This window comes from Providencia sp. PROV048 (assembly GCF_033688165.1).
Lineage (GTDB): Bacteria > Pseudomonadota > Gammaproteobacteria > Enterobacterales > Enterobacteriaceae > Providencia > Providencia hangzhouensis.
The window spans coordinates 2,374,869-2,395,588 of sequence record NZ_CP096360.1 but is presented as its reverse complement, the minus strand read 5'-3'; the positions used below and the strand labels follow the sequence as shown (position 1 = coordinate 2,395,588).

General features: G+C 41.8%; 17 protein-coding genes and 1 tRNA gene. 9 read left to right on the top strand and 9 right to left on the bottom strand.

Annotation, left to right across the window (positions count from 1 at the left end):
- Positions 1-35 precede the first annotated feature (35 nt).
- From dauA to M1F26_RS10460, 6 genes are all read right to left on the bottom strand, one after another.
- Positions 36-1,769 carry a C4-dicarboxylic acid transporter DauA gene (gene dauA / locus M1F26_RS10485; protein ID WP_004255130.1) on the bottom strand — a complete coding sequence of 578 codons (1,734 nt, stop codon included), beginning with the start codon at positions 1,767-1,769 and terminating at the stop codon, positions 36-38.
- Positions 1,770-2,051: 282 nt separating this feature from the next.
- Positions 2,052-2,441, bottom strand: a complete 390-nt coding sequence (locus tag M1F26_RS10480; protein WP_227528767.1) for a hypothetical protein — start codon at positions 2,439-2,441, stop codon at positions 2,052-2,054.
- Positions 2,442-2,449: 8 nt separating this feature from the next.
- A complete protein-coding gene (locus M1F26_RS10475; protein WP_140172398.1) occupies positions 2,450-3,793 on the bottom strand; it encodes a phosphatase PAP2/dual specificity phosphatase family protein in 1,344 nt (447 codons plus the stop codon).
- Between the two features lie 180 nt (positions 3,794-3,973).
- Complete coding sequence (locus M1F26_RS10470; protein WP_140172399.1) at positions 3,974-5,740, bottom strand: bifunctional alpha/beta hydrolase/class I SAM-dependent methyltransferase; 1,767 nt, start codon at positions 5,738-5,740, stop codon at positions 3,974-3,976.
- 9 nt (positions 5,741-5,749) lie between these two features.
- A complete protein-coding gene (locus M1F26_RS10465) occupies positions 5,750-6,373 on the bottom strand; it encodes a CDP-alcohol phosphatidyltransferase family protein (RefSeq protein WP_140172400.1) in 624 nt (207 codons plus the stop codon).
- A gap of 239 nt (positions 6,374-6,612) precedes the next feature.
- Entirely contained in the window at positions 6,613-7,416 is an 804-nt protein-coding gene (locus M1F26_RS10460; protein ID WP_140172401.1) for a helix-turn-helix domain-containing protein, read from the bottom strand.
- 153 nt (positions 7,417-7,569) lie between these two features.
- Here M1F26_RS10460 and M1F26_RS10455 point away from each other — a divergent pair, with 153 nt between their 5' ends.
- The 5 genes from M1F26_RS10455 (at position 7,570) to M1F26_RS10435 (ending at position 13,762) form a co-directional block, all read left to right on the top strand.
- Positions 7,570-8,520, top strand: coding sequence for a 4-hydroxyproline epimerase (locus M1F26_RS10455; protein WP_094962523.1), 951 nt, complete (start codon positions 7,570-7,572; stop codon positions 8,518-8,520).
- A 9-nt stretch (positions 8,521-8,529) separates the two neighbouring features.
- On the top strand, positions 8,530-9,777 hold the full coding sequence (locus tag M1F26_RS10450) for an NAD(P)/FAD-dependent oxidoreductase (protein WP_140172402.1): 1,248 nt from the start codon (positions 8,530-8,532) through the stop codon (positions 9,775-9,777).
- 17 nt (positions 9,778-9,794) lie between these two features.
- Complete coding sequence (gene dapA, locus M1F26_RS10445) at positions 9,795-10,661, top strand: 4-hydroxy-tetrahydrodipicolinate synthase (RefSeq protein ID WP_140172403.1); 867 nt, start codon at positions 9,795-9,797, stop codon at positions 10,659-10,661.
- An 8-nt stretch (positions 10,662-10,669) separates the two neighbouring features.
- On the top strand, positions 10,670-12,154 hold the full coding sequence (locus tag M1F26_RS10440) for an aldehyde dehydrogenase (protein WP_140172404.1): 1,485 nt from the start codon (positions 10,670-10,672) through the stop codon (positions 12,152-12,154).
- A gap of 87 nt (positions 12,155-12,241) precedes the next feature.
- Positions 12,242-13,762, top strand: a complete 1,521-nt coding sequence (locus tag M1F26_RS10435) for an alanine/glycine:cation symporter family protein (RefSeq protein ID WP_140172405.1) — start codon at positions 12,242-12,244, stop codon at positions 13,760-13,762.
- Between the two features lie 8 nt (positions 13,763-13,770).
- Here the strand turns inward: M1F26_RS10435 and M1F26_RS10430 are convergent.
- A tRNA-Ser gene (locus M1F26_RS10430) sits at positions 13,771-13,858 on the bottom strand.
- Positions 13,859-14,195: 337 nt separating this feature from the next.
- Between M1F26_RS10430 and ghrA the strand changes: the two genes are divergently transcribed.
- Positions 14,196-15,137, top strand: coding sequence for a glyoxylate/hydroxypyruvate reductase GhrA (gene ghrA / locus M1F26_RS10425; protein WP_004255104.1), 942 nt, complete (start codon positions 14,196-14,198; stop codon positions 15,135-15,137).
- A 137-nt stretch (positions 15,138-15,274) separates the two neighbouring features.
- On the top strand, positions 15,275-15,826 hold the full coding sequence (locus M1F26_RS10420; protein ID WP_140172406.1) for a molecular chaperone: 552 nt from the start codon (positions 15,275-15,277) through the stop codon (positions 15,824-15,826).
- 154 nt (positions 15,827-15,980) lie between these two features.
- Here M1F26_RS10420 and M1F26_RS10415 read toward each other — a convergent pair whose 3' ends face one another.
- Positions 15,981-16,541: a lipoprotein gene (locus tag M1F26_RS10415; RefSeq protein WP_094962528.1), complete on the bottom strand. Its 561-nt coding sequence runs from the start codon at positions 16,539-16,541 to the stop codon at positions 15,981-15,983.
- Positions 16,542-16,579: 38 nt separating this feature from the next.
- Entirely contained in the window at positions 16,580-17,785 is a 1,206-nt protein-coding gene (gene mdtH, locus M1F26_RS10410) for a multidrug efflux MFS transporter MdtH (protein ID WP_140172407.1), read from the bottom strand.
- Positions 17,786-18,488: 703 nt separating this feature from the next.
- On the opposite strand from mdtH, the gene rimJ reads away from it, so the two are divergent.
- Entirely contained in the window at positions 18,489-19,076 is a 588-nt protein-coding gene (gene rimJ / locus M1F26_RS10405; protein WP_094962953.1) for a ribosomal protein S5-alanine N-acetyltransferase, read from the top strand.
- A gap of 83 nt (positions 19,077-19,159) precedes the next feature.
- Positions 19,160-20,698: a murein biosynthesis integral membrane protein MurJ gene (gene murJ / locus M1F26_RS10400; protein ID WP_140172408.1), complete on the top strand. Its 1,539-nt coding sequence runs from the start codon at positions 19,160-19,162 to the stop codon at positions 20,696-20,698.
- Positions 20,699-20,720 lie beyond the last annotated feature (22 nt).

Genomic DNA, 20,720 nt, shown 5'->3' with positions numbered 1-20,720 from the left:
GTGAAATAGCATGGCGGTTTGCTTTGATACCTAAGTTAAGGCGTTGTTGTTGGTTTTTCTGTGTCGATAGAACCTGCCTGTTCGATAGCTTTAACGGCTTCAAGTGCATGATCCATTGAATTATAAAAGCTCAATACGCCTTCAATAGGTGTCACTTTCGCTCTTGCCAAAGTTTTTAATGGCTGGAACGGAATGTCACAAACTAAGACATGGGTATCTTTGCGTACGGCATCTATGAATTTTTCGAAAGCTTCTAAACCACCTGCATCTAAAACCGGCACTGCGTCCCATTGCATAATAATGGTTTCATAACCTGCGCTTTTGACGCGCAATTCATCAAAAATACGTTCAGCAGCTGCGAAAAATAATGGGCCATTTATTCTTACGACTAAGCGGCTTCGCTCTTCGTCTGTTTCCGCGAGTTGTGTTGAACGGGTCATATTGGCAATACGCCGCATGAACAATAACGACGCGAGAACAATCCCGACAGTGATAGCAATAACCATATCAAATAGAACAGTTAGAGACATACATAGTACTAATACAATAATGTCATCTTTTGGCGCACGTTTAATCAGGTAAACGACTTTGCCCGCAGCACTCATGTTCCAAGCCACAATCAATAGTAATGCAGACATTGCGGCTAATGGCAGATAAGAGAGCATTGGTGCAAGAACTAATAATGTAAGTATCACCAGTATTGAGTGAATAATCGCAGAAATGGGGGATGTAGCACCTGCACGGACGTTAGCTGCAGAGCGTGCTATTGCAGCGGTTGCTGTGATCCCACCAAAAAAAGGCGCCGCAATGTTCCCCACACCTTGGCCAATAAGTTCACTATTGGAATGGTGCTTGGTTCCTGTCATGTTGTCCAATACTACAGCACATAACAGTGACTCAATTGCGCCAAGTACCGCCATAGAAAATGCTGCAGGCATTAATGCGGTGATCATCGCCCAGTTGATTGGCGCACTTCCGGGGAGTTCCCATGGCAAAATAAACTGCGGTAGGATAGGGGGAATACCATTACCTTCAGTACCATCAGGCAATAAATAGCTAAATTCAGAACCGATAGTCGCGACTTCCATACCAAATAATGAAAGTACCCACATGACGAAAGTCCCGACAATAAGGGCTGGCAAATGGCCGGGAAGTTTTAATTTTAGTTTAGGCCAGAAGATAAGCACTAAAAGGGTTGAAAGACCAATTAGTGTGTCACTGTACTGAAAAGTGGGGAAGGTATTGCCAATAGCAATGAGCTTATCAACATAGTTTTCTGGGACATGCGCCATTTGCAAGCCAAAGAAATCTTTAATTTGCATGGTAGCAATGGTGATAGCAATTCCCGAAGTAAAGCCTAAGGTGACAGAAACGGGTATGTATTCAATAAACTTACCAAAGCGAGCAAACCCCATCGCAAGAAGTATAACACCTGACATCAATGTGGCGACTAATAACCCACTTAACCCAAATTGTTGAGAGACAGGATAGAGGATCACCACAAAAGCCGCTGTGGGGCCTGAAACGCTATAGCGTGACCCACCAGTTACCGCGATGACGATCCCAGCAATCGCGGCAGTATAAAGCCCATATTGAGGCGGAACACCACTAGCGATAGCCAAAGCCATTGCGAGGGGGATAGCGATAATACCCACGGTAATACCCGCGATTAAATCCTTAATAAAGCGGGTAGCCGTATATTTTTCTTTCCAACAAGAATCTATTAGCGCACTAAAAGGGCGCAACCTATTAATTTTTTTTGTACTCATTATACCCTACCAAATAACAGGGTGAAAAATAAACGAAAGATGTACCTATAAGGATACGCTTAGCAATCTAAAAAAAATCTGTTATGTATCAATGAATCTGCAATTATCATAACGTTTTCAGTAACAAAAGTAAAAAACCGTTATATTATAAAGAAAAATAGTTAGAGTACATTTTATATGGCTATTTTTCTTTTTTAGACTATATATGTGAATGATGTAAGCGTAATTTTATTTTTTAAGTAGTAATTATAAATCATTATAATTAGTCAACACGTATAATGGCTAAATTGTTATGATTGCTACCAATAATCCTATCCATTGCAGTAGTACTAGCCCAAGAGCACGTATGAAAAGACGTTTAGTCCCAGACCACCTTTGCTGCATCGTATGATGTTTGATTTTGCTTGGAAATAAAAAATTTAAAGCGTTATCAAAATGTTCTGTTTCATTATGTGTGTAGATAATTTTAAAGAAATGGTTATCTAGCCATAGGCGATATATATAATATTGGCAAATTATATATATAATTACATTGACGAATAAAATATATTTAGGGTAATTAGAATCCAAAAATAAACTTAATTGGCAAAATAATGCTAATACAGACCCTACAGCGAAATAACGCCAACTATGAGTCAAAATAGTGATGACTTCACCTTGTTGTTTATTCATCAATGTATTCATTTTTTCACTCGGTTTAGGTGGTAATGGGTATACCAATAATTCAGCTGCTCTATCGTTGCTGTATTTAAAATCACTTGTGGGCGAGTTTGCTCAACTAATACTACGGCCCTTTCTATATTTTTAGCATCACCATGATGTACCAGCCATGCAACAGCCACAGTCGCACTTCGTGAGTAACCTAATTTGCAATGAATATATACCGCACCGTGTTTTACCAACTCATCCATAGTATGGACTGACTTTTCGATATCTTCCGCGCTTAGAGGTAACAAATCAATTTGCGGTTGGCTACAATATTTCAGCCCTTTACTGTAAGAATTGCGAGGCCATTCGCAAGTCATATCTAGAACAGCTTGAGTTTGCAAAGCGTAAAGCGGGCGCCCTCCCAAAACAATATGTTTACTGACAATACTGGGTTGTGCGCAGTGCTTAGCGAAGTAATGATAGGTTCCCCAAGCAATCAGCCGGTATGGCAGTAATAAAATAGCAGCTGAAGGGGAAATATTACCTTCCGGTGTTTTTTGGAAAACGCTGGCTCCGGCTCCTAAGTAGCCAAGGGTAATAAAAAAGAGGGCAATAGCAGGCCATAATAGTAACCAAGCGAACCCTTGGAAGGTAAAAGCAAGAATAAAACAAGCAAGAGAACTGGTTCCATAGTTTTTACTCATTTTAAAACTGCGAGGAGAACCTGTGTAATGCCATTGCCAATGGGTTTGTATAGGAAGTAAATAGCTAATTAATAGGCCAACGACAAAGCCAGTGATGACATCAATAAAGTGGTGTTGCCATGTGGTTAGAACTGAAATTAAAATTAAAACAGACCAACTATGAAGCAACCAGCGCCATTTTGTTGGTGTATGTGCTCGAAAACGTAACCATAGGATCCACAATAAAATAATATGTAATGAAGGGGCTTGGTTAAAGGGGAGATCAAATAGCTCTAGGTTGTTAAACATCCAGCCAAATAGGCCATCAGTGCTTGGTCGAGGGAAACTAAACTTTAGTGGAAATAGCAAAAAACCAATACAAGCAACAAGAGAAGCCGTGATCAGCCGTAAGCCGTGGATGGTTTGTTCTTTACGGGTCGTGCAAATAAATAATGATAACCCATAGAATAAGTCAATGCTCCAATAGGGAATGATAGTCCAAGGAAGAAATGGGATATGTGTTTCCCAAGAAAAAACGAGAGAGGGAACCTGGTCTAACGTTGCGGTATAGGTATTGACTTGGCCATAAGTTAAGAAGAAAAAAGGTGCTAGAAAAACTAACCATAGCAAACCAGAAAGTATTATTTTGCGTCGAGGTACAACCTGTTGAGGTTCGCTGGTTGCAGTTATCATCCTTTATCCTATTCCTTAAATGTCAACGAACTGGTGGTGATATTAGTAAATGATTGGGAAAACAAATAACGCTAAGCAGCATAGGTGCTTTGCTAACAATAAACAACGGCTATCATCTAAAGTTGAAGTAAGTGATTGATGGCAATAATGTGTCACCAATCACTCTGGAGGATAACTAGATTAACGCCGTCTAGCTATAGATACGCTGAATATGCCCCAGTTATCAATTGATTGGTTTAGTTTTTCAAAGCCCGCTTCTTCAACTAAAGCATCCATTTCGCCTTGGCTACGGCAACGCATAACCCATGCTTGCCCACCTTGGTGGCTTGGGAGTACCCGGGCAATCATTTCAACTTGAGGGTGCCATGGTTGACAGGTATAAATTAATAGCCCGCCAGATGGAATTGCCCGAGAAAGCCCATTTAATGAAGCCTTTATCATTTCATTATTGGGGAACAGCTCATACAAACCACTGACGATGCCAATTGTTGGTGATGGTGAAACCGCAGCTAGATCATCGGCATCAAAAGCATTACCTTCAGTAAATTGGATTTTGTCTTCAAGGTAACGTTCTTTTATATGTAATCGCCCTTGCTCAACATTGATAGGGCTATAGTCTCTTAGCAGGACGGACTCGACTTTTCCATAGTCATTAATCGCATCAAAAATATAACGACCTTGGCCTGCGGCAATATCCATAATTCGCACGGGCGTCCCTTTCTCTGTTAGGTCACGAATAGCCTGCCGAATAATATTTTCAATATTCACTTTGCGTTGGCGTATTCCTTGCCAGCCAATACTGTTGAGATATTGCCTATCAATCACACGGCCAAACAAGCCTTTCCCCTGCGCTTTATCGCGATATACGTAATCAAGGGTCGAACCTGAATCAAACCCTTTATCATAACCAATACGAATACCTTCAGAAGCTTTGCCAAGTGTGCTCATTGATTTGCTCATAATTTTATAAGCAAGATTTTTGGGACACCATTTAGGTAATGGTGTCATGAGTGAACGATATTTTTCAGCGCTGACACTCCACGTATCTTCATATTGATAATTATGTTGGTAGCACGGTAAGGCGAATAATTTGCCAATAAACTCACGGATTTTCTCAAGTGGGATATGGCGTTCTTTTTCACCTAAAGTGTCATGATAAAAACCGGGTAATATATGCTTTTCTTTTATTGGGGTGTTTAATTTTTCAAAAAACTGATGTTGAGGCTGGTGGTGAACAACGTGGTCGCTACCCGAAATAAATAGTTGAGTGGGCAAAGTAATTGCACCCGCATCAGCAACGATGCGATCAGCCGTTTTATACAGCTCAAGTAAAATATTGACGGCAATAGGGCGAGTGATCAATGGGTCGCGATTAAACGAATCAATTCGTTGTGCATCGTGAGTGAGAAATTTAGCTTTAACATACGAATTTACATAGAACAAGCCTCGAGCCTTTTGCATTAAAGCAAGCCCTGTTCGGGCAAATGGAACATACAATTTAACTTTAAATGCAGGGGAGGCGAGTACCATCCCTCGAATTTTGGGGGCGTAGTCATGAACCCAAGCGGAGACAAGAACGGCACCAACACTTTGCCCAATGACAATGATATTTTCTAACGGAATATTATATTCAGCGGAAATGTAACGCACAAACTCATCGACATCATTGATGGATGTGCTTAGTGAAGGGCTATAACCTCGAGGGCCATCATTTCTACCATGGCCACGGGCATCCCATGCAAACATAGCATAGTCAGGTAAATTGAGTTCATCGACTAAATGGGCGACTCGGCCGGAATGTTCATGGCCTCGATGAAATAAAATAATCGCTTTGTTGGTCGGCGTTTCTGTTGGCCAATGTCGATAAAAAAGAGAAGTATGGTCACTGGTGGTAAATTGGGACTCAATAACGGGACGTTGCGTCAGATAATCTGTCTGAACGTTCATAATTCTTCCTTAATTATTATTCGCCGATGTAGATAATTCACAAAGAGCACGGCGAATACGGTTATAGCAAGTATAAAACAGCAACAAAGTTAAAAGGATAAACAGATAATTTACCCAACTAGAAAAGATAATCTGTGGAAAAATGCTAACGAGCAGTCCTAGCGTACCAAAAATAAAGGCTCGATCACTTTTACCAATAGGGCCGTCATAGCGCCGAGATGCACCAATTGATTGAGCGATAACGCCAATAAACTCAGTGAGTAGCGCAAGAAATAGAATTAATAAAATAAGCCAAAATGCTTGAGGGAAAATAACGGCAAATGGTGAGTAGAGTGCGACATCTGAAATGACATCACCAAGCTCATTTAATATTGCACCCAGATGGCTTTTCTGGTTGTGTTCTCTTGCTAACATGCCATCAATCGCATTGAGTGCCATACGAATAAACAGAACGAAAGGTAATAAAATAAACAGGTGCGGATTTGGAATGAACAGTAATAGCATTCCGCTGATCACGGATAAAAGTAAAGCCGCCAAGGTGACTTGGTTGGCGGTAACTCCCACACTAAATAACTTATGAACAATTGGACGAAGCAGATCTTGAAATTTAGGTTTCAGATCGTAAATGGTCATTGAGTGTTCCTTTCTCGTCACTGCACAATGATGCAGCTTTGGGATATATCAATACCCGATTGATTGATGTCTGCAATAAGAGCTATCTTAAGTTAGAAAATAACCAAGGAATATAGCCGTGTTATTTTAGTAAAAAAATTATTCTAACAATTTGAATAATTAACTAAAAACATTTAATGAAATTAAATGGAATGGATTTATTCACGTTGAGGAAAACAGATTAGCAATATGATACCCGATCACGTCAATATCTTTTGTTTATCGATTCTTGAACGCATTCGTTTAAATTGGCTGGGTGTCATTGTGGTCATTTCTTTGAATTTACGGCAAAAAGCGCTGTGATCAGCGTAGGCACATTTACTGGAAATCTCAGTGATTGAAAAATCATCTTCGAGCAGTTCAATAGCATGTTCAAGCCGCATTTTTTGAATATATTGCTGAGGGGTTATCAAAAAAATAGCTTTAAACTGGCGGTTTAATTGGGAAAGGGAGAGGCCAGATATTTCAGCAAGAGTTGTCATTTTTATAGCGGTATCAAAATGTTCACTAATATGGCGTTCAACACGGCTAAGCTGGTTGTTCAGCTTAGGACTGACAGATTTTACATCTTGTAAATCCACTGAAATTCCTGCAACCCCAATAACCTGGTTACGTGTATTAAAAATAGGAACCTTAGTCGTTAAGCACCATCCCAACAAACCCGCTTTATACAGGTGAAGCTCTAGTTTATTAATGACGCTAATTTTCTTTTCCATCACTAAATAGTCCTGAGAACTATAAGTTTGGCCGAGTTCCGAATGAAAAATATCCTCAGCGCCTTTACCAACGAGATGATTAACACTGTCGATTTTACAACGAGTAGCTAGATTATCATTAGCCAATAAATACTTTGCATTATGGTCTTTTATAAAAAAAGTCACATTAGGCAAGGTATTAATTAGAGGCATAATTAAACCTAAATGATTTAATAAAACGTCAATATTATCAACGGGAAACAGCATATTTTCCTGACTAATCAATAGCAATTTATTTAGATTGATCATGCTGCGCTCCGAAATATTAAATTAATCTTACTAATTCTGTTAAATATTTTGAGATTGTGCAGAAAACCGCATAAGTTTGTTAGAAAGATATCAAGAGTTGTTAACAAAAATCAAGCATTCTATTAACAATGATAATAAATAGGATGCTAGCTGATGCAATCTCAATATACCAAAATTGAAGTTATCGATTCCCATACCGCAGGCGAGCCAACTCGGCTAGTCATTGATGGATTCCCTGATTTAGGGCAACAAAGCATGGCATCGAGATTGGAGCAATTACGCAAGCAACATGATGTATGGCGTAAAACCACCATTTTAGAGCCACGTGGCAATGACATTCTTGTTGGCGCATTACTCTGCAAACCACAAAACCCAGCGGCAACAGCAGGTGTGATTTTTTTTAACAATCAAGGTTATCTGGGAATGTGTGGCCACGGCACTATCGGTTTAGTGGCTTCGTTGCATTTTCTCGGTCATATCACTTATGGCAAACATCTTATTGAAACTCCGGTAGGAGATGTGACGGCGCAACTACACCAAGATGGTAGCGTGAGCATTCAGAATGTTTATTCATATCGTTATCGCAAAGCGGTACAAGTTAATGTTCCAGACCTCGGCCCCATTACTGGGGATATTGCTTGGGGCGGAAATTGGTTTTTTCTTGTTGAACAGTCACCAGTCGCCATTGATTACCAAAATATTAAATTACTGACAGAAGTCAGCTTAAAGATTAAACAAGCCTTAGCTGATCAAGGTATCTACGGTAAAGATGACCAAGAAATTGACCATATCGAATTATTCGGTTCACACCCCAATGCTAATAGCCAAAGTTTTGTTTTGTGCCCTGGTGGCGCTTATGACCGCTCGCCTTGTGGAACAGGGACTAGCGCCAAACTTGCCTGCTTAGCGGCAGATAAAAAGCTGGCAGCTGGTGAAATTTGGCATCAAGCCAGTGTTATTGGTAGCCAATTTCAAGCCAGTTTTCAGCAGGCAGATGAAAACGGCATTATTCCTACTATTCGCGGACATGCCTATATCAGTGGGAAAAATACCTTATTGATAGATGAACAAGACCCATTTCGGTTTGGAATTTCGGTGGCATAGGGGAATGAAATGGAACGCAAATATCCAGTGATTGTAGTGGGTGGCGGTATTATTGGCCTGAGTATTGCGCTGACAGTTCAAGCTAATGGGTCAAACGTATTGTTGCTTGATAAACATGAAATTGGCCAAGGCGCCTCATTTGGCAACGCAGGGCATATTGCGACAGAACAAGTTTTTCCGATTGCTGACCCGAGTGTCTTAAAATCACTTCCAAAAATGCTACTTGACCCATTAGGGCCTTTGCGCTTGGATTGGCGTTATCTATTACCCTTAACCCCTTGGTTAATAAAATTATTGGGTAATATGCGCCATAAGCCTTTTACCCATATTCATCACACTTTGACGACATTAAATAGTGCCGCTTTTGATTCATGGCAAGCATTTATTCAAAAATGGCAATTAAGTGACCTTGTCAAAATGAAGGGGTCACTGTTGGTGGCTGAGAAAAAAGAAACTCTCGATAAGTTAAGTCATCACAGTGAGTACCTACAAAGTATTGGTGTGACAAATCAATTGATTGGTCAAAATGCGCTACTTACACGCGAACCTGCTTTATCTGAAAGCCAAATCGGGGGCATTTTTTATCCAGATACAGGCCATGTTGTGGATTTATGTGCATTACACCAAAAGTTGACCGAGGCGTTTTTACAAGCGGGTGGGCAAGTATTAACCCACTGTGAAGTAACAGAAATTACATCAACATCGAATCAACAAGCCGTATTGACAACGACCCAAGGGCAGTTCACAGGACAAAAAATTGTTATTGCGGGTGGCGCATTCTCTAAATCGTTAGTCAAAATGGTCAGCCGCATCAAAGTGCCACTTGAAACAGAGCGTGGTTATCACTTGATGTTGCCGAATGAATTAGGCCGTTTATCAATACCAGTATCAAGTATGGATAGGCGTTTTATTATGACGCCAATGTCTCAAGGGTTACGCCTTGCAGGAACCGTGGAATACGCAGGGCTAAAGCGCCCCGCAAATATGCAGCGTGCTCAACATTTTCTTCCGTTAGCACAACCAATGCTCAAGGAAACATTAAACAGCCAACAATCGACATCATGGATGGGGTTTCGCCCATCCACATCAGACTCATTGCCAGTTTTAGACCACAAAGGTCCCTATATTTTTGCATTTGGTCACCAACACTTGGGGTTAACCCAAGCGGCGATCACCGCAGATATTGTGAATAGTTTTATTCATCAGCAGCCGACAAGCATCGACTGTACCCCTTTTTCCATTGAACGATTTCTTTAATTTTGAGGAGAATTCAAATGAATTTCCATGGCATTCTTGTTCCTTTAGTGACCCCGTTTCATGATGATTTAACACTAAATATCAGTGCACTTGCTGAATTAACTGAAAAACTTATTGAGCGAGGTGTTACCGGTTTAGTGGTTTGTGGGACAACAGGGGAATATTACGCATTAAATGAAGATGAACGTAAAACCGTGTTATCTACCGTTTGCAAGATTGCAAAAGGGCGAGTGACATTAATTGCGGGCATTAACGACTTATCAACCGAGGGGGCAATCGCACGCGCGAAACAAGCTCAAGAGCTCGGTTATGAAGGGTTAATGTTATCGCCTCCGCCGTATAGTCTGCCGGACCAGCAAGGGGTGTATGCCCACTATGAAAAAGTCGCAAAATCAACACCATTACCCATTATTATGTACAATTTTCCCGCTCGGATTGGTATTGAAATCGACATTGAAACGGTCATTAAGTTAGCTGAAATTGACAATATTGTCGCCATCAAAGAAAGCAGCGGTAGCTTTAGCCGAGCATTGCATCTATTACAAACACCATTCAAAAATTTCGAGGTTATTTGTGGCTGTGATGACCAACCTGTGGATTTCTTCTTTTGGGGTTCGAAAAGTTGGATAGCGGGTGCGGGGAACGTATTCCCCGCAGAGCAAGTTGCTATTTTTAATGCAGCGCAGGCGGGTGACTGGCAACAAGCGAAGCAAATTATGACTGAAATCTATCCTGCAATTTACTCAATGGAGTCAGGGAACTATAACCAAAAAGCCAAGGCGGGTTGCTTGAATGGAACGTTCAATGTTGGCCCGGTTCGTTTGCCTCTGTCAAATCTAGCGTCTCAAGAACGTGATGAATTTATTAAATTAATTAAACGCTAGGGGGAAATATGACGATGACCCAACAGCAGGTGTTTGAATGTGCAAAACAAGGGAAACTGTGGGCGGGCAATTTAATTGCAGGGCACCCAGAACAGCAAAATAAATTAGAAAACCGTACCCCAATCGATAATAGCGTTATTGGTTTTATTGCTGACGGTGATGCGAACGATATTAATGCCGCGGTACAGGTAGCGCGTAACACATTTAATCAAGGTGAATGGCGCGGATTATCGCCTCAAGAACGTAAAGTTATCATGCTTAAATGGGCTAATCTCATTGAAAAACACAGTGAAGAACTTGCAGCGCTAGATTGTATTGATGCAGGTAAGCCTATCACTGAATGCTTAAATACGGATTTACCCGCAACGATTGACACCTTTTATTGGTATGCCGAAGCGATTGACAAACTGTTTGGTAAAATTGCACCAACAAGCCATCAAGAATTGGGGTTGATAGTGCATGAGCCTATTGGCGTGGTTGGTGCAGTGTTGCCGTGGAATTTCCCTGCTCAGATGTTTGCATGGAAAGTGGCACCTGCTCTCGCGGTAGGCAACTCGGTGATTGTGAAACCTGCTGAATTAACCTCATTAAGTGCTTATCGTATGGTGGAACTGGCCTATGAGGCAGGGGTCCCTAAAGGCGCATTAAGTTTAGTTTGTGGGTTAGGTGAAAAAGTCGGGGAAGCTCTTGGCCGCCATCATGATGTGGATGTTGTGTCATTCACCGGTTCAACAGAGGTAGGGCGTTTATTCTTAAAATATTCAGCAGAAAGTAACTTAAAAGAAATTGTACTCGAATGTGGGGGAAAAAGCCCTCAAGTGGTGTTTGAAGATGCCAATATTGAGGCGGCAATTCCGCATATTATGGCGGCTGCCTTTTGGAATATGAGTGAAAACTGTAGCTGTGGTTCTCGCTTAATTGTGCACGAAAGCATCAAAAAAACACTATTAGAGAAGCTTGCCGCCGCCGTTAAAGAATGGCAAGTCGGCGACCCAAGGCATGCGGATATTTCAATTGGGCCAATGGTCGAACAGGCTCATTTTGAGAAAGTAAAATCCTTTTTAGATATCACGTTAAAAGAGGGAGGAAAATTAGTTGCGGGTGGAAAAATTCATCATGAATTGGGGGCGGGATGGTATATCGAACCGACAATTTTTGATGAAGTCACGCCTGAAATGTCGCTATTTAAGCATGAAGTTTTTGGCCCTATTTTAGCCGTCACATCGTTTAAAACTGATGATGAAGCTGTTGCTTTAGCTAATGACACTCAATATGGCTTAGCGGCTTCATTTTATAGCCAAAATATTCACCGAGCCATGCAAATTGCACAGCGTATTAATGCGGGTACTGTTTCAGTCAATGGCTTTAGTGAGGGCAATATTACAACGCCGTTTGGTGGTTTTCGTCAATCAGGTTTTGGCGGTAAAGACAACGGGTTAGAGGCATTTGAACAATATACTCAAACGAAGGTTATCTGGTTTATCCATCAGTAAAACGTTGGCCTGAGCCCCCTAGTGGACTCAGGTTTTTTTTTACCCTGCAAATACAAATAAACAATTACAATAACGAAGGAGTACAAAATGGAAGCCATCGTTAATACAATCGTTGGTTACATCTGGGGTAATGCATTAGTGGTGTTATCGCTAGGTGTTGGGCTCTATTTTACATTAGCGACTCGCGGTGTACAGTTTCGCTATCTCATTAAAATGGTATGTTTGTTAAAGGAAAATAAAGCGTCAAAAGAAGGAATTTCCTCCTTCCAAGCATTCTGTTTAGCATTGTCAGGGCGTGTCGGGGTAGGTAATATTGCGGGTGTGGCGACAGCCATTGCCGCAGGCGGCCCCGGTGCAATCTTCTGGATGGTTGTCATGGGGCTATTGGGGGGAGCTAGTGCATTTATCGAATCCACACTCGCGCAAATATACAAGCAACGCTCTGATGGCCAATATCGCGGTGGTTCCCCTTACTATATCGAGAAAGGGTTAAAACTGAAGCCATTTGCTATTATAGTGGCTGCGGTTATTTGCCTTTCTTATGGAGTACTGGTTCCGGGTATTCAAGCCAATACCATTGCTGATTCCTTTCAAACTGCATTTAACTTACCCCCAATTGCGACAGGCGGCATTGTGACAGTGCTGATGGCATGGTTAATCTTTGGTGGTGTAAAACGTATTGCGAGTGCAGCAGACAAGATCGTGCCAATTATGGCATTGGCATATATCGTCATGATGGTGATCATCTTGGGTAGCCATTACGAACAAGTGCCGGGTATGTTCAGTTTAATTTTCCGTAGTGCGATGGGAATGGACGCTGTATTCGGTGGTATTGTTGGTACGGCTGTCTCATGGGGTGTGCGCCGTGCCGTTTTTTCCAACGTGGCAGGTGCGGGTGAAGCCACATTTAGTTCTGCGGCGGCCGAGGTAAGCCACCCTGTAAAACAAGGGTTAATTCAAGCGTTTTCTATTTATATCGATACTGTCGTTGTGTGTACAGCATCAGGTTTGATGATCCTTGTCACCAATATGTATAACGTTTTTCCAGATGGTTCGGCGACTGCCTTAGTCGAATATGTTCCCGGGGTTGCCGCGGGGGCCGCATGGACACAAATGGCGGTATCAACAGTCTTTACTTCTGCAGGGTCGGGATTTGTCTCAATCGCCGTATTTTTATTCGCTTTCACAACCTTGATGGCCTATTACTATATTGCAGAAACCACGATTGTTTATCTCGATAGAAAATTGCGTTACCCCATTTTGAAATTGATACTTAAGTTTGTATTTCTGATTATTGTTTTTATGGGAAGCGTCCAGTCAGTTAGCTTAATGTGGAGCCTTGGCGATATTGGGTTCGGTAGTATGAGTTACCTTAATCTTATTGCCATCGTTTTCCTGTCAAAACCTGCATTACGAGCACTGCGTGACTTTGAGCGGCAGGAAAAACTAGGCGTTGATCCGGTGTTTGACCCGAAAGTCGCTGGGATAGAAAATGCAGAACTCTGGGAAGATATAAGCCGCGAATATCACGAACAAGGAATTGGTATAGAACCGAAAGAGAAAAAAAATCAAGGAATGGCATATCAAGAAGAAGAGAGGAAAAACTAGAAGAAAAATGGCGGTGAGGGAGGGATTCGAACCCTCGATACGTTGCCGTATACACACTTTCCAGGCGTGCTCCTTCAGCCTCTCGGACACCTCACCGTTTTTCTAAATCTGTTGTGGAGTAGGGAATAAAAACCTGCTCTGCAACGGGGCGCTACTATAGGGAAAATAGCGTCTAACGTCAACTCCCTATTTATCCTTTTTCCGACTTTTGTTGCTGTTTAGCTAAATAAAAAACAATTTGATTATTATCTAATCTTAAATGTTATCAGCTAAGGTAAATAATACGTTTAATGTTAATTTGAAACGGCAAGTCGTGAAGATAAAAAGCGTTAGCTAGTTAACAAAATTCTGATTGAATACAGTGTATCGGCTTGATTAACTTGAAAAGAAATGCCATTCGGCACACTCTGTTAGAAACTAAAGAGGAGTTGCCATGAATATTTTATTTTACCATCCATTTTTTGATTCAAAACAGTGGATTGAGGGCATGAAAGCGCGATTACCCCAAGTGAATATTCGCCAATGGGAAAAAGGGGATAACCAAAGTGCAGATTACGCTATGGTTTGGTTACCGCCTTATGAATGTCTCGCTGGTCGCAGTGATTTAAAAGGTATTTTCGCGTTAGGTGCGGGTGTGGATGCTATTTTAAAGCAAGAGCAAGACAAACCTGGGACCTTACCGGCAGGCGTTCCTGTAATGCGTTTGGAAGACACTGGAATGGCGATTCAAATGGAAGAATACGCTTGTGCAAAAGTGTTAAGCTACTTTCGTCGTATGGATGAGTACCGCCAATTACAATCACAGCGACAATGGAAGCAATTACCAGCCTACCAACACGAAGATTTTGTCATTGGTGTTATGGGAGCAGGGGCATTAGGGCAAGCGGTTGCAAAACGCTTAGTCAGCTTTGGTTTTCATGTAAGAACATGGAGTCGCTCTGAAAAACAACTTGATAACGTAAAAAGCTATTTTGGTAATGACCAATTAGCTAGCTTTCTTTCTGGAACCCGTGTGATTATTAATCTTCTGCCAAGCACGCCAGAAACGGTGGGAATTTTAAACCAGCAACTATTTAGCCAATTAGAGCAAGGGGCATATGTTATCAACCTTGCACGTGGTGCTCATCTGATTGAGCAAGATTTGCTTTTAGCGCTTGAATCAGGGCAAGTTGCAGGTGCTGCGCTTGATGTTTTTGCGAGTGAACCGTTATCGCAAATGCACCCGTTCTGGACGCATCCACGCATCGCTATCACGCCCCATGTTGCCGCCTTTACAAAACCGAAAGAAGCCATGGATATGATTGTCAGTAATATCCAGCGCATCGAAGCTGGCCAAGCTCCTATTGGTGTGGTTGATATGCAACGCGGTTATTAGTCACTTCTTTGTTGCGAGTGGTCTTTATGAACACTCGCAATCATCACCCCTAATATCTTTCCTATTTTTTCGATATACTGAAAGTAACTGCTTCGGTCACGAGGTGTGACTACTGAATCTGAAAAATAGGATAATATATGAACGAATTTTCAATCGTCTGCCGTATTTTGGGGACACTATTTCAACGTAGTCCCTCTGATAGCCTCGTAAAGCCGCTTATTGATATGATTGCTCAAGATAAATTAAAAGCATCATGGCCATTGGAGCAAGATGAATTATGGTTGCGCATGGCAAAAGATCTCGATATCAATGCGGTTAATGCGGATTACCAAGCCCTGTTTGTAGGTGAATCCCCAGCAGTTTCAATGCTAGCGAATGATTACGATTCTGAAATTACAGAAGCAGAAGTTCGCGAATTTTTAACTGTGAGAGGAATGTCCCTGACGAATGCACCTGCGGATGCTTTTGGTGCGTTACTACTCGCGGCTTCTTGGTTGGAAGACCAAGCGGCAGAAGATGAAACAGCCGCCCAAGAAGAATTATTTGATAGCTATATTCTTAGCTGGTATGGCAGCTTTTTAGGTAAAGTTGAAGCGCATGCTACAACCACGTTTTATCGTACTTTAGCCCAAATTACGCGTGATGCAGTTATTGCTCTGCGTGATGAGCTTGACTCAGAAACCGAATAGTTGTGACGCCGTCACTTTTTTATGATGATGTTACTTATGTTTTAGTCAGCGGTATTGATTAATAATTTTGTTTGAGGATTGAATAAGTCAGAAAGGCAACAGATTTTTTGTTGCCTTTCATGCTTTTATCAATCGAAATAATTTATGGTTAAAATTAATCAACTAATGGAATGACAAGTTTGCCCGGTTTGATTTCAAGCCCTTTAGCCAATTTCTTTGCGGTTGCTTCAGCAGCACCATTATCTGGATTTAACACATAAACAGGCTGAGTTTCAAAGAAAGTTTCAAGGGAACTATTTAAGTAAGGAATAACAGCTGACATAGCCGTATCCATATTTTCGGGTGTTACCTTGTAACTGCTAATATTTAACTCTTTTAAGTAAATTGAGCCGGTTTTGGCGTCAAAATAAGGACGAGCAGTGAGGGTCAGGTTAATTTGTGCTTCTGCTTTACCAATCAGCGAGTCTAATTTAACGCTTGCATCCCCTGTCAACGCGACTTTTCCAGGCTCACTGCGGCCGATTTCTGATTTTAAATTAGCGAGTTGAATATCCGCATCAGCAAAGCCAGTAATGCCGACCTTGTGGTCATATTTTACTTTATTAGCAAGATAATCATTAATTTGTGATTCACTAATACTAAACTCAGATAATTGACTACAACCCGATAAGAGAGTGAGAAAGCCCACCATAGCGGCGATTATAAACTTCTTCATAAAGACTCCTTTTACAGTAATACCGCTAGTTTAGCGCATTACTGCCCACTCAACATGACTGTTTCAATTTTTTTACGGTTAAATTGCTTATGCAGTGCCCATAAAGTGATAAAACCGATGATCCCTAATAAGAACCAAGGTAATTGTGGCATATTCCATTGGTGGCCAATATCGTACATCCAGCCGCCACCGGTGTAACCGACAGCTCCGCCTAAAGCAAGGCCTAAGCGGCTAAAGCCCATATAGCTCCCTCTGGCTCTTGGGTCAGCAAGTGATGCGCTTAGTGTTTCTCTAGCGGGGTCGGCAGTCACAGTACCTAAATAAAATAGACAAATAAGGGCAAATAGCGTGTTGAGTGAGGTTGTCATGCCAATTGGAAACATGCTGAGACTCATTAAAAATAGCCCGGCCATGAGCCGTTGCTCAAGGCGAAAATGTTTTTCGCTCCAACGAGCAATAGGGTAAAGCAATGTTAAGGATATCGCTGCTTCAATCGCATACATCCATTTGACGGCAGTTGGCGTCCCTGCTAACTCATTGACAACAATAGGAAACATAAGCATCACTTGTACTGACAACATAAAATAGCCTGCCAATGTGACCACATAAGTTACAAAGCGTTTATCTTTCAGTACGCGTCCCATGCCTTCTTTAATGGGGGTTCTGACAGTTGAGATTCGATAAGCAGGTAATAACCAAGCATTGCAGATAGCAGCAATAATAAACACAGCAGCGCCAACCCAGCAGACATAATGGAAGTCATACTGTAGTAGCCAACTACCAATCAAAGCACCGATAACTGCACCAGCACTGTCCTGCATTAACAGCAAAGAATAAAAACGGCCACGTTCATATGGGCGAGTTAATTTAATAACTAATGCGGTTCGTGGGGGATCAAACAAGGTTCCACCCAGAGCAGAAAGTACGCAAGATAGCCATAAAACCCAAGGGTCATGGGCCACCGCCATGACTGCAAAACCACTGGCACGTAATAGCATTCCAATGACAATCATGGGCTTCGCGCCAAACCGGTCAGCGATAGCACCGCCAAAGATACCTAAACCTTGTTGAACAAACTGACGAAGCCCTAAGGCAAAACCAACCACCACGGCGGCCCAGCCCAGTTGATCAACAAAACGAATAGAAATAAGCGGAAAAACGACAAAAAAGCCTAGGACAACCAACATGTTGTCAAGCAAAAGGAAATACTTGCCAAGGCTTCTTGCCCGTGACACTTGCGCCATGAGAGACACCATTAGAAAAATAGCAAAGGGGGAAAGTTTCTTAAAATCAGTTACCAATAATATCAGTATAATAGGGTTCAATAGATGATATTTTTTTATCGATAAATATTCGTCATACTTCACTCTGTGATGGTGTTGACTGCGTTCGGCTCCTTGGGTCACATACTAGTGTATGCTCCCCAAGCTATCCTCTCTGGTCGCCTAGTCACAGAGCGAATTATTTAGAATATTGATAGGGCCATACTTCACTCTGTGACGGTGTTGACTGCGTTCGGCTCCTTGGGTCACATACTAGTGTATGCTCCCCAAGCTATCCTCTCTGGTCGCCTAGTCACAGAGCGAATTATTTAGAATATTGATAGGGCCATACTTCACTCTGTGACGGTGTTGGCTGCGTTCGGCTCCTTGGGTCACATACTAGTGTATGCTCCCCAAGCTATCCTCTCTGGTCGCCTAGTCACAGAGCGAATTATTTAGAATATTGATAGGGCCATACTTCACTCGGTGACGGTGTTGACTGCGTTCGGCTCCTTGGGTCACATACTTGAGTATGCTTCACAATGAAGGCATCTAGTGATGTATTCATATTTTAATTTACGTAACATATTTTTCGTGAATGAATTGTAAGCTACACTTTAACGTTCTAAGTTATTGGCTTGGAACTAAAGAAAATATCTGGCTTTTTATTAATTAAGGGTTAACGATGTTTGGTTATCGTTCAAATGTACCGAAAGTGCGTCTTGTCACTGATAGAATGGTTATTCGTTTAACTTACGAACGTGATAATTATCGACTAGCTGATTATTACAGTCTGAACAAAGACTTTTTAATTCCGTGGGAACCCATCAGGGACAACTCTCATTACCAGCCCGCTGGCTGGCATAATCGGTTACAAGTCATGAATGAAATGCATCGAGAAGGAAGTGCTTTCCATTTCTTACTATTAGATAAAGAAGAAAACGAAGTTATGGGGGTAGCGAACTTTAGTAATGTATTGCGCGGCTCATTTTATGCCTGTTATTTAGGTTATTCACTAGGTGAAAAATGGCAAGGACAAGGTCTAATGTATGAAGCGCTAACCCAAGCGATTCGTTATATGCAACAACACCAAAAAATGCACCGAATTATGGCAAATTATATGCCTCATAATATGCGTAGTGGTCATTTATTGACTAAGCTTGGCTTTGAACGTGAAGGCTATGCAAAGCAATACTTACAAATTAATGGTGAGTGGCGTGACCATGTATTGACGGCATTGACAGATAACACTTGGGCGCTGAATAAAGCCTAAATTCCTAATTTACTTTTCAATCGTAGTCAGTTGCAGCGCTCGCTGTTAAACTGATGCGATTGTATTCTTTTAGTCTATCAATCATGAATTTATTAAAATCGTTGGCGGCAGTAAGCTCCATGACCATGATGTCTCGTGTGCTTGGGTTTATTCGCGACGCCATTATCGCTCGAGTTTTTGGTGCAGGAGCCGCGGCGGACGCCTTTTTTGTCGCATTTAAGCTACCGAATCTTTTACGTCGAATTTTTGCCGAAGGTGCATTTTCACAAGCTTTTGTCCCAATACTGGCGGAATACAAAAATCAGCAGGGAGAAGAGGCCACTCGTACATTCGTCGCTTATATTGCTGGGATGCTAACCCTCGCTTTAGCGATCGTAACTATCCTTGGTATGATTACCGCCCCTTGGATCATTTATGTTACTGCACCTGGATTTACTGACGATGCTGACAAATTTGCGCTGACGACAGATCTTTTACGAGTCACATTCCCTTATATTTTTCTGATCTCTCTGGCCTCTCTCGCTGGGGCTATCCTGAATACTTGGAACCGTTTCTCAGTCCCTGCATTCGCGCCAACATTGCTCAATGTCAGTATGATCATTTTTGCTGCTTTTGCAGCCCCATACTTTAACCCACCCATAATGTCATTAGCATGGGCAGTGCTGGTTGGCGGTGTTTTGCAACTGGTCTATCAGCTACCACACCTTAAAAAGGTGGGCATGTTAGTGCTACCGCGCTTATCATTTCGTGATAGTGGGGTTTGGCGTGTAATGAAAATGATGGGTCCCGCTATTATCGGGGTTTCTGTCGCGCAAATTTCTTTGATTATCAATACGATATTTGCCTCTTTTTTACAATCTGGTTCAGTATCATGGATGTACTACGCCGATAGGCTAATGGAGTTACCATCAGGGGTACTTGGAGTAGCTCTTGGAACGATTTTATTGCCATCACTTGCGAAAAGCTTTACGAGTGGCAACCAAAACGAATATCGTCACTTGATGGATTGGGGGTTACGCCTTTGTCTGCTACTGGCACTACCTTGTGCGTTAGGGTTGGCGATACTCTCTGAAGCATTAACCGTATCTTTATTCCAATACGGTAATTTTACGGCGCATGACTCACTTATGACACAATATGCCTTAATTGCCTATTGTGTCGGGTTAACTGGGATGATTTTGGTGAAAATTTTGGCACCAGGTTTTTATTCACGCCAAGATATTCGTACCCCAGTGAAAATTGCGATTGTCACGTTAATCTTAACGCAACTGATGAATTTAGCCTTTATTGGGCCATTACAACATGCAGGTTTAGCTTTATCCATTGGGTTAGCTGCCTGTTTTAATGCGGGAGTTCTCTATTGGCAATTGCGCAAGCAAGATATTTTTCAGCCTTTAGCGGGCTGGAAAGGGTTTATCGTTAAACTATTGATAGCGTTAATTGTAATGGGTGCCGTGCTATTTGGTGTCTTACATTTTATGCCGTCTTGGCAAGAAGGTAATATGCTGATGCGTATGCTACGTTTGATAGGCGTCGTGATTGTTGGTGCGGGAAGTTATTTTGTTGCTTTATACGTGCTCGGGTTCCGCCCTCGTGATTTTATGAAACGCAGTATTGCCTAATTAATAAGTATGTCAATGACCT

Excerpts from the sequence above, each read along its gene's own strand:
- dauA (WP_004255130.1), bottom strand. The coding sequence starts at position 1,769 with ATGAGTACAAAAAAAATTAATAGGTTGCGCCCTTTTAGTGCGCTAATA.
- M1F26_RS10480 (WP_227528767.1), bottom strand. The coding sequence starts at position 2,441 with ATGAATAAACAACAAGGTGAAGTCATCACTATTTTGACTCATAGTTGG.
- M1F26_RS10475 (WP_140172398.1), bottom strand. The coding sequence starts at position 3,793 with ATGATAACTGCAACCAGCGAACCTCAACAGGTTGTACCTCGACGCAAA.
- M1F26_RS10470 (WP_140172399.1), bottom strand. The coding sequence starts at position 5,740 with ATGAACGTTCAGACAGATTATCTGACGCAACGTCCCGTTATTGAGTCC.
- M1F26_RS10465 (WP_140172400.1), bottom strand. The coding sequence starts at position 6,373 with ATGACCATTTACGATCTGAAACCTAAATTTCAAGATCTGCTTCGTCCA.
- M1F26_RS10460 (WP_140172401.1), bottom strand. The coding sequence starts at position 7,416 with ATGATCAATCTAAATAAATTGCTATTGATTAGTCAGGAAAATATGCTG.
- M1F26_RS10455 (WP_094962523.1), top strand. The coding sequence starts at position 7,570 with ATGCAATCTCAATATACCAAAATTGAAGTTATCGATTCCCATACCGCA.
- M1F26_RS10450 (WP_140172402.1), top strand. The coding sequence starts at position 8,530 with ATGGAACGCAAATATCCAGTGATTGTAGTGGGTGGCGGTATTATTGGC.
- dapA (WP_140172403.1), top strand. The coding sequence starts at position 9,795 with ATGAATTTCCATGGCATTCTTGTTCCTTTAGTGACCCCGTTTCATGAT.
- M1F26_RS10440 (WP_140172404.1), top strand. The coding sequence starts at position 10,670 with ATGACGATGACCCAACAGCAGGTGTTTGAATGTGCAAAACAAGGGAAA.
- M1F26_RS10435 (WP_140172405.1), top strand. The coding sequence starts at position 12,242 with ATGGAAGCCATCGTTAATACAATCGTTGGTTACATCTGGGGTAATGCA.
- ghrA (WP_004255104.1), top strand. The coding sequence starts at position 14,196 with ATGAATATTTTATTTTACCATCCATTTTTTGATTCAAAACAGTGGATT.
- M1F26_RS10420 (WP_140172406.1), top strand. The coding sequence starts at position 15,275 with ATGAACGAATTTTCAATCGTCTGCCGTATTTTGGGGACACTATTTCAA.
- M1F26_RS10415 (WP_094962528.1), bottom strand. The coding sequence starts at position 16,541 with ATGAAGAAGTTTATAATCGCCGCTATGGTGGGCTTTCTCACTCTCTTA.
- mdtH (WP_140172407.1), bottom strand. The coding sequence starts at position 17,785 with ATGGCGCAAGTGTCACGGGCAAGAAGCCTTGGCAAGTATTTCCTTTTG.
- rimJ (WP_094962953.1), top strand. The coding sequence starts at position 18,489 with ATGTTTGGTTATCGTTCAAATGTACCGAAAGTGCGTCTTGTCACTGAT.
- murJ (WP_140172408.1), top strand. The coding sequence starts at position 19,160 with ATGAATTTATTAAAATCGTTGGCGGCAGTAAGCTCCATGACCATGATG.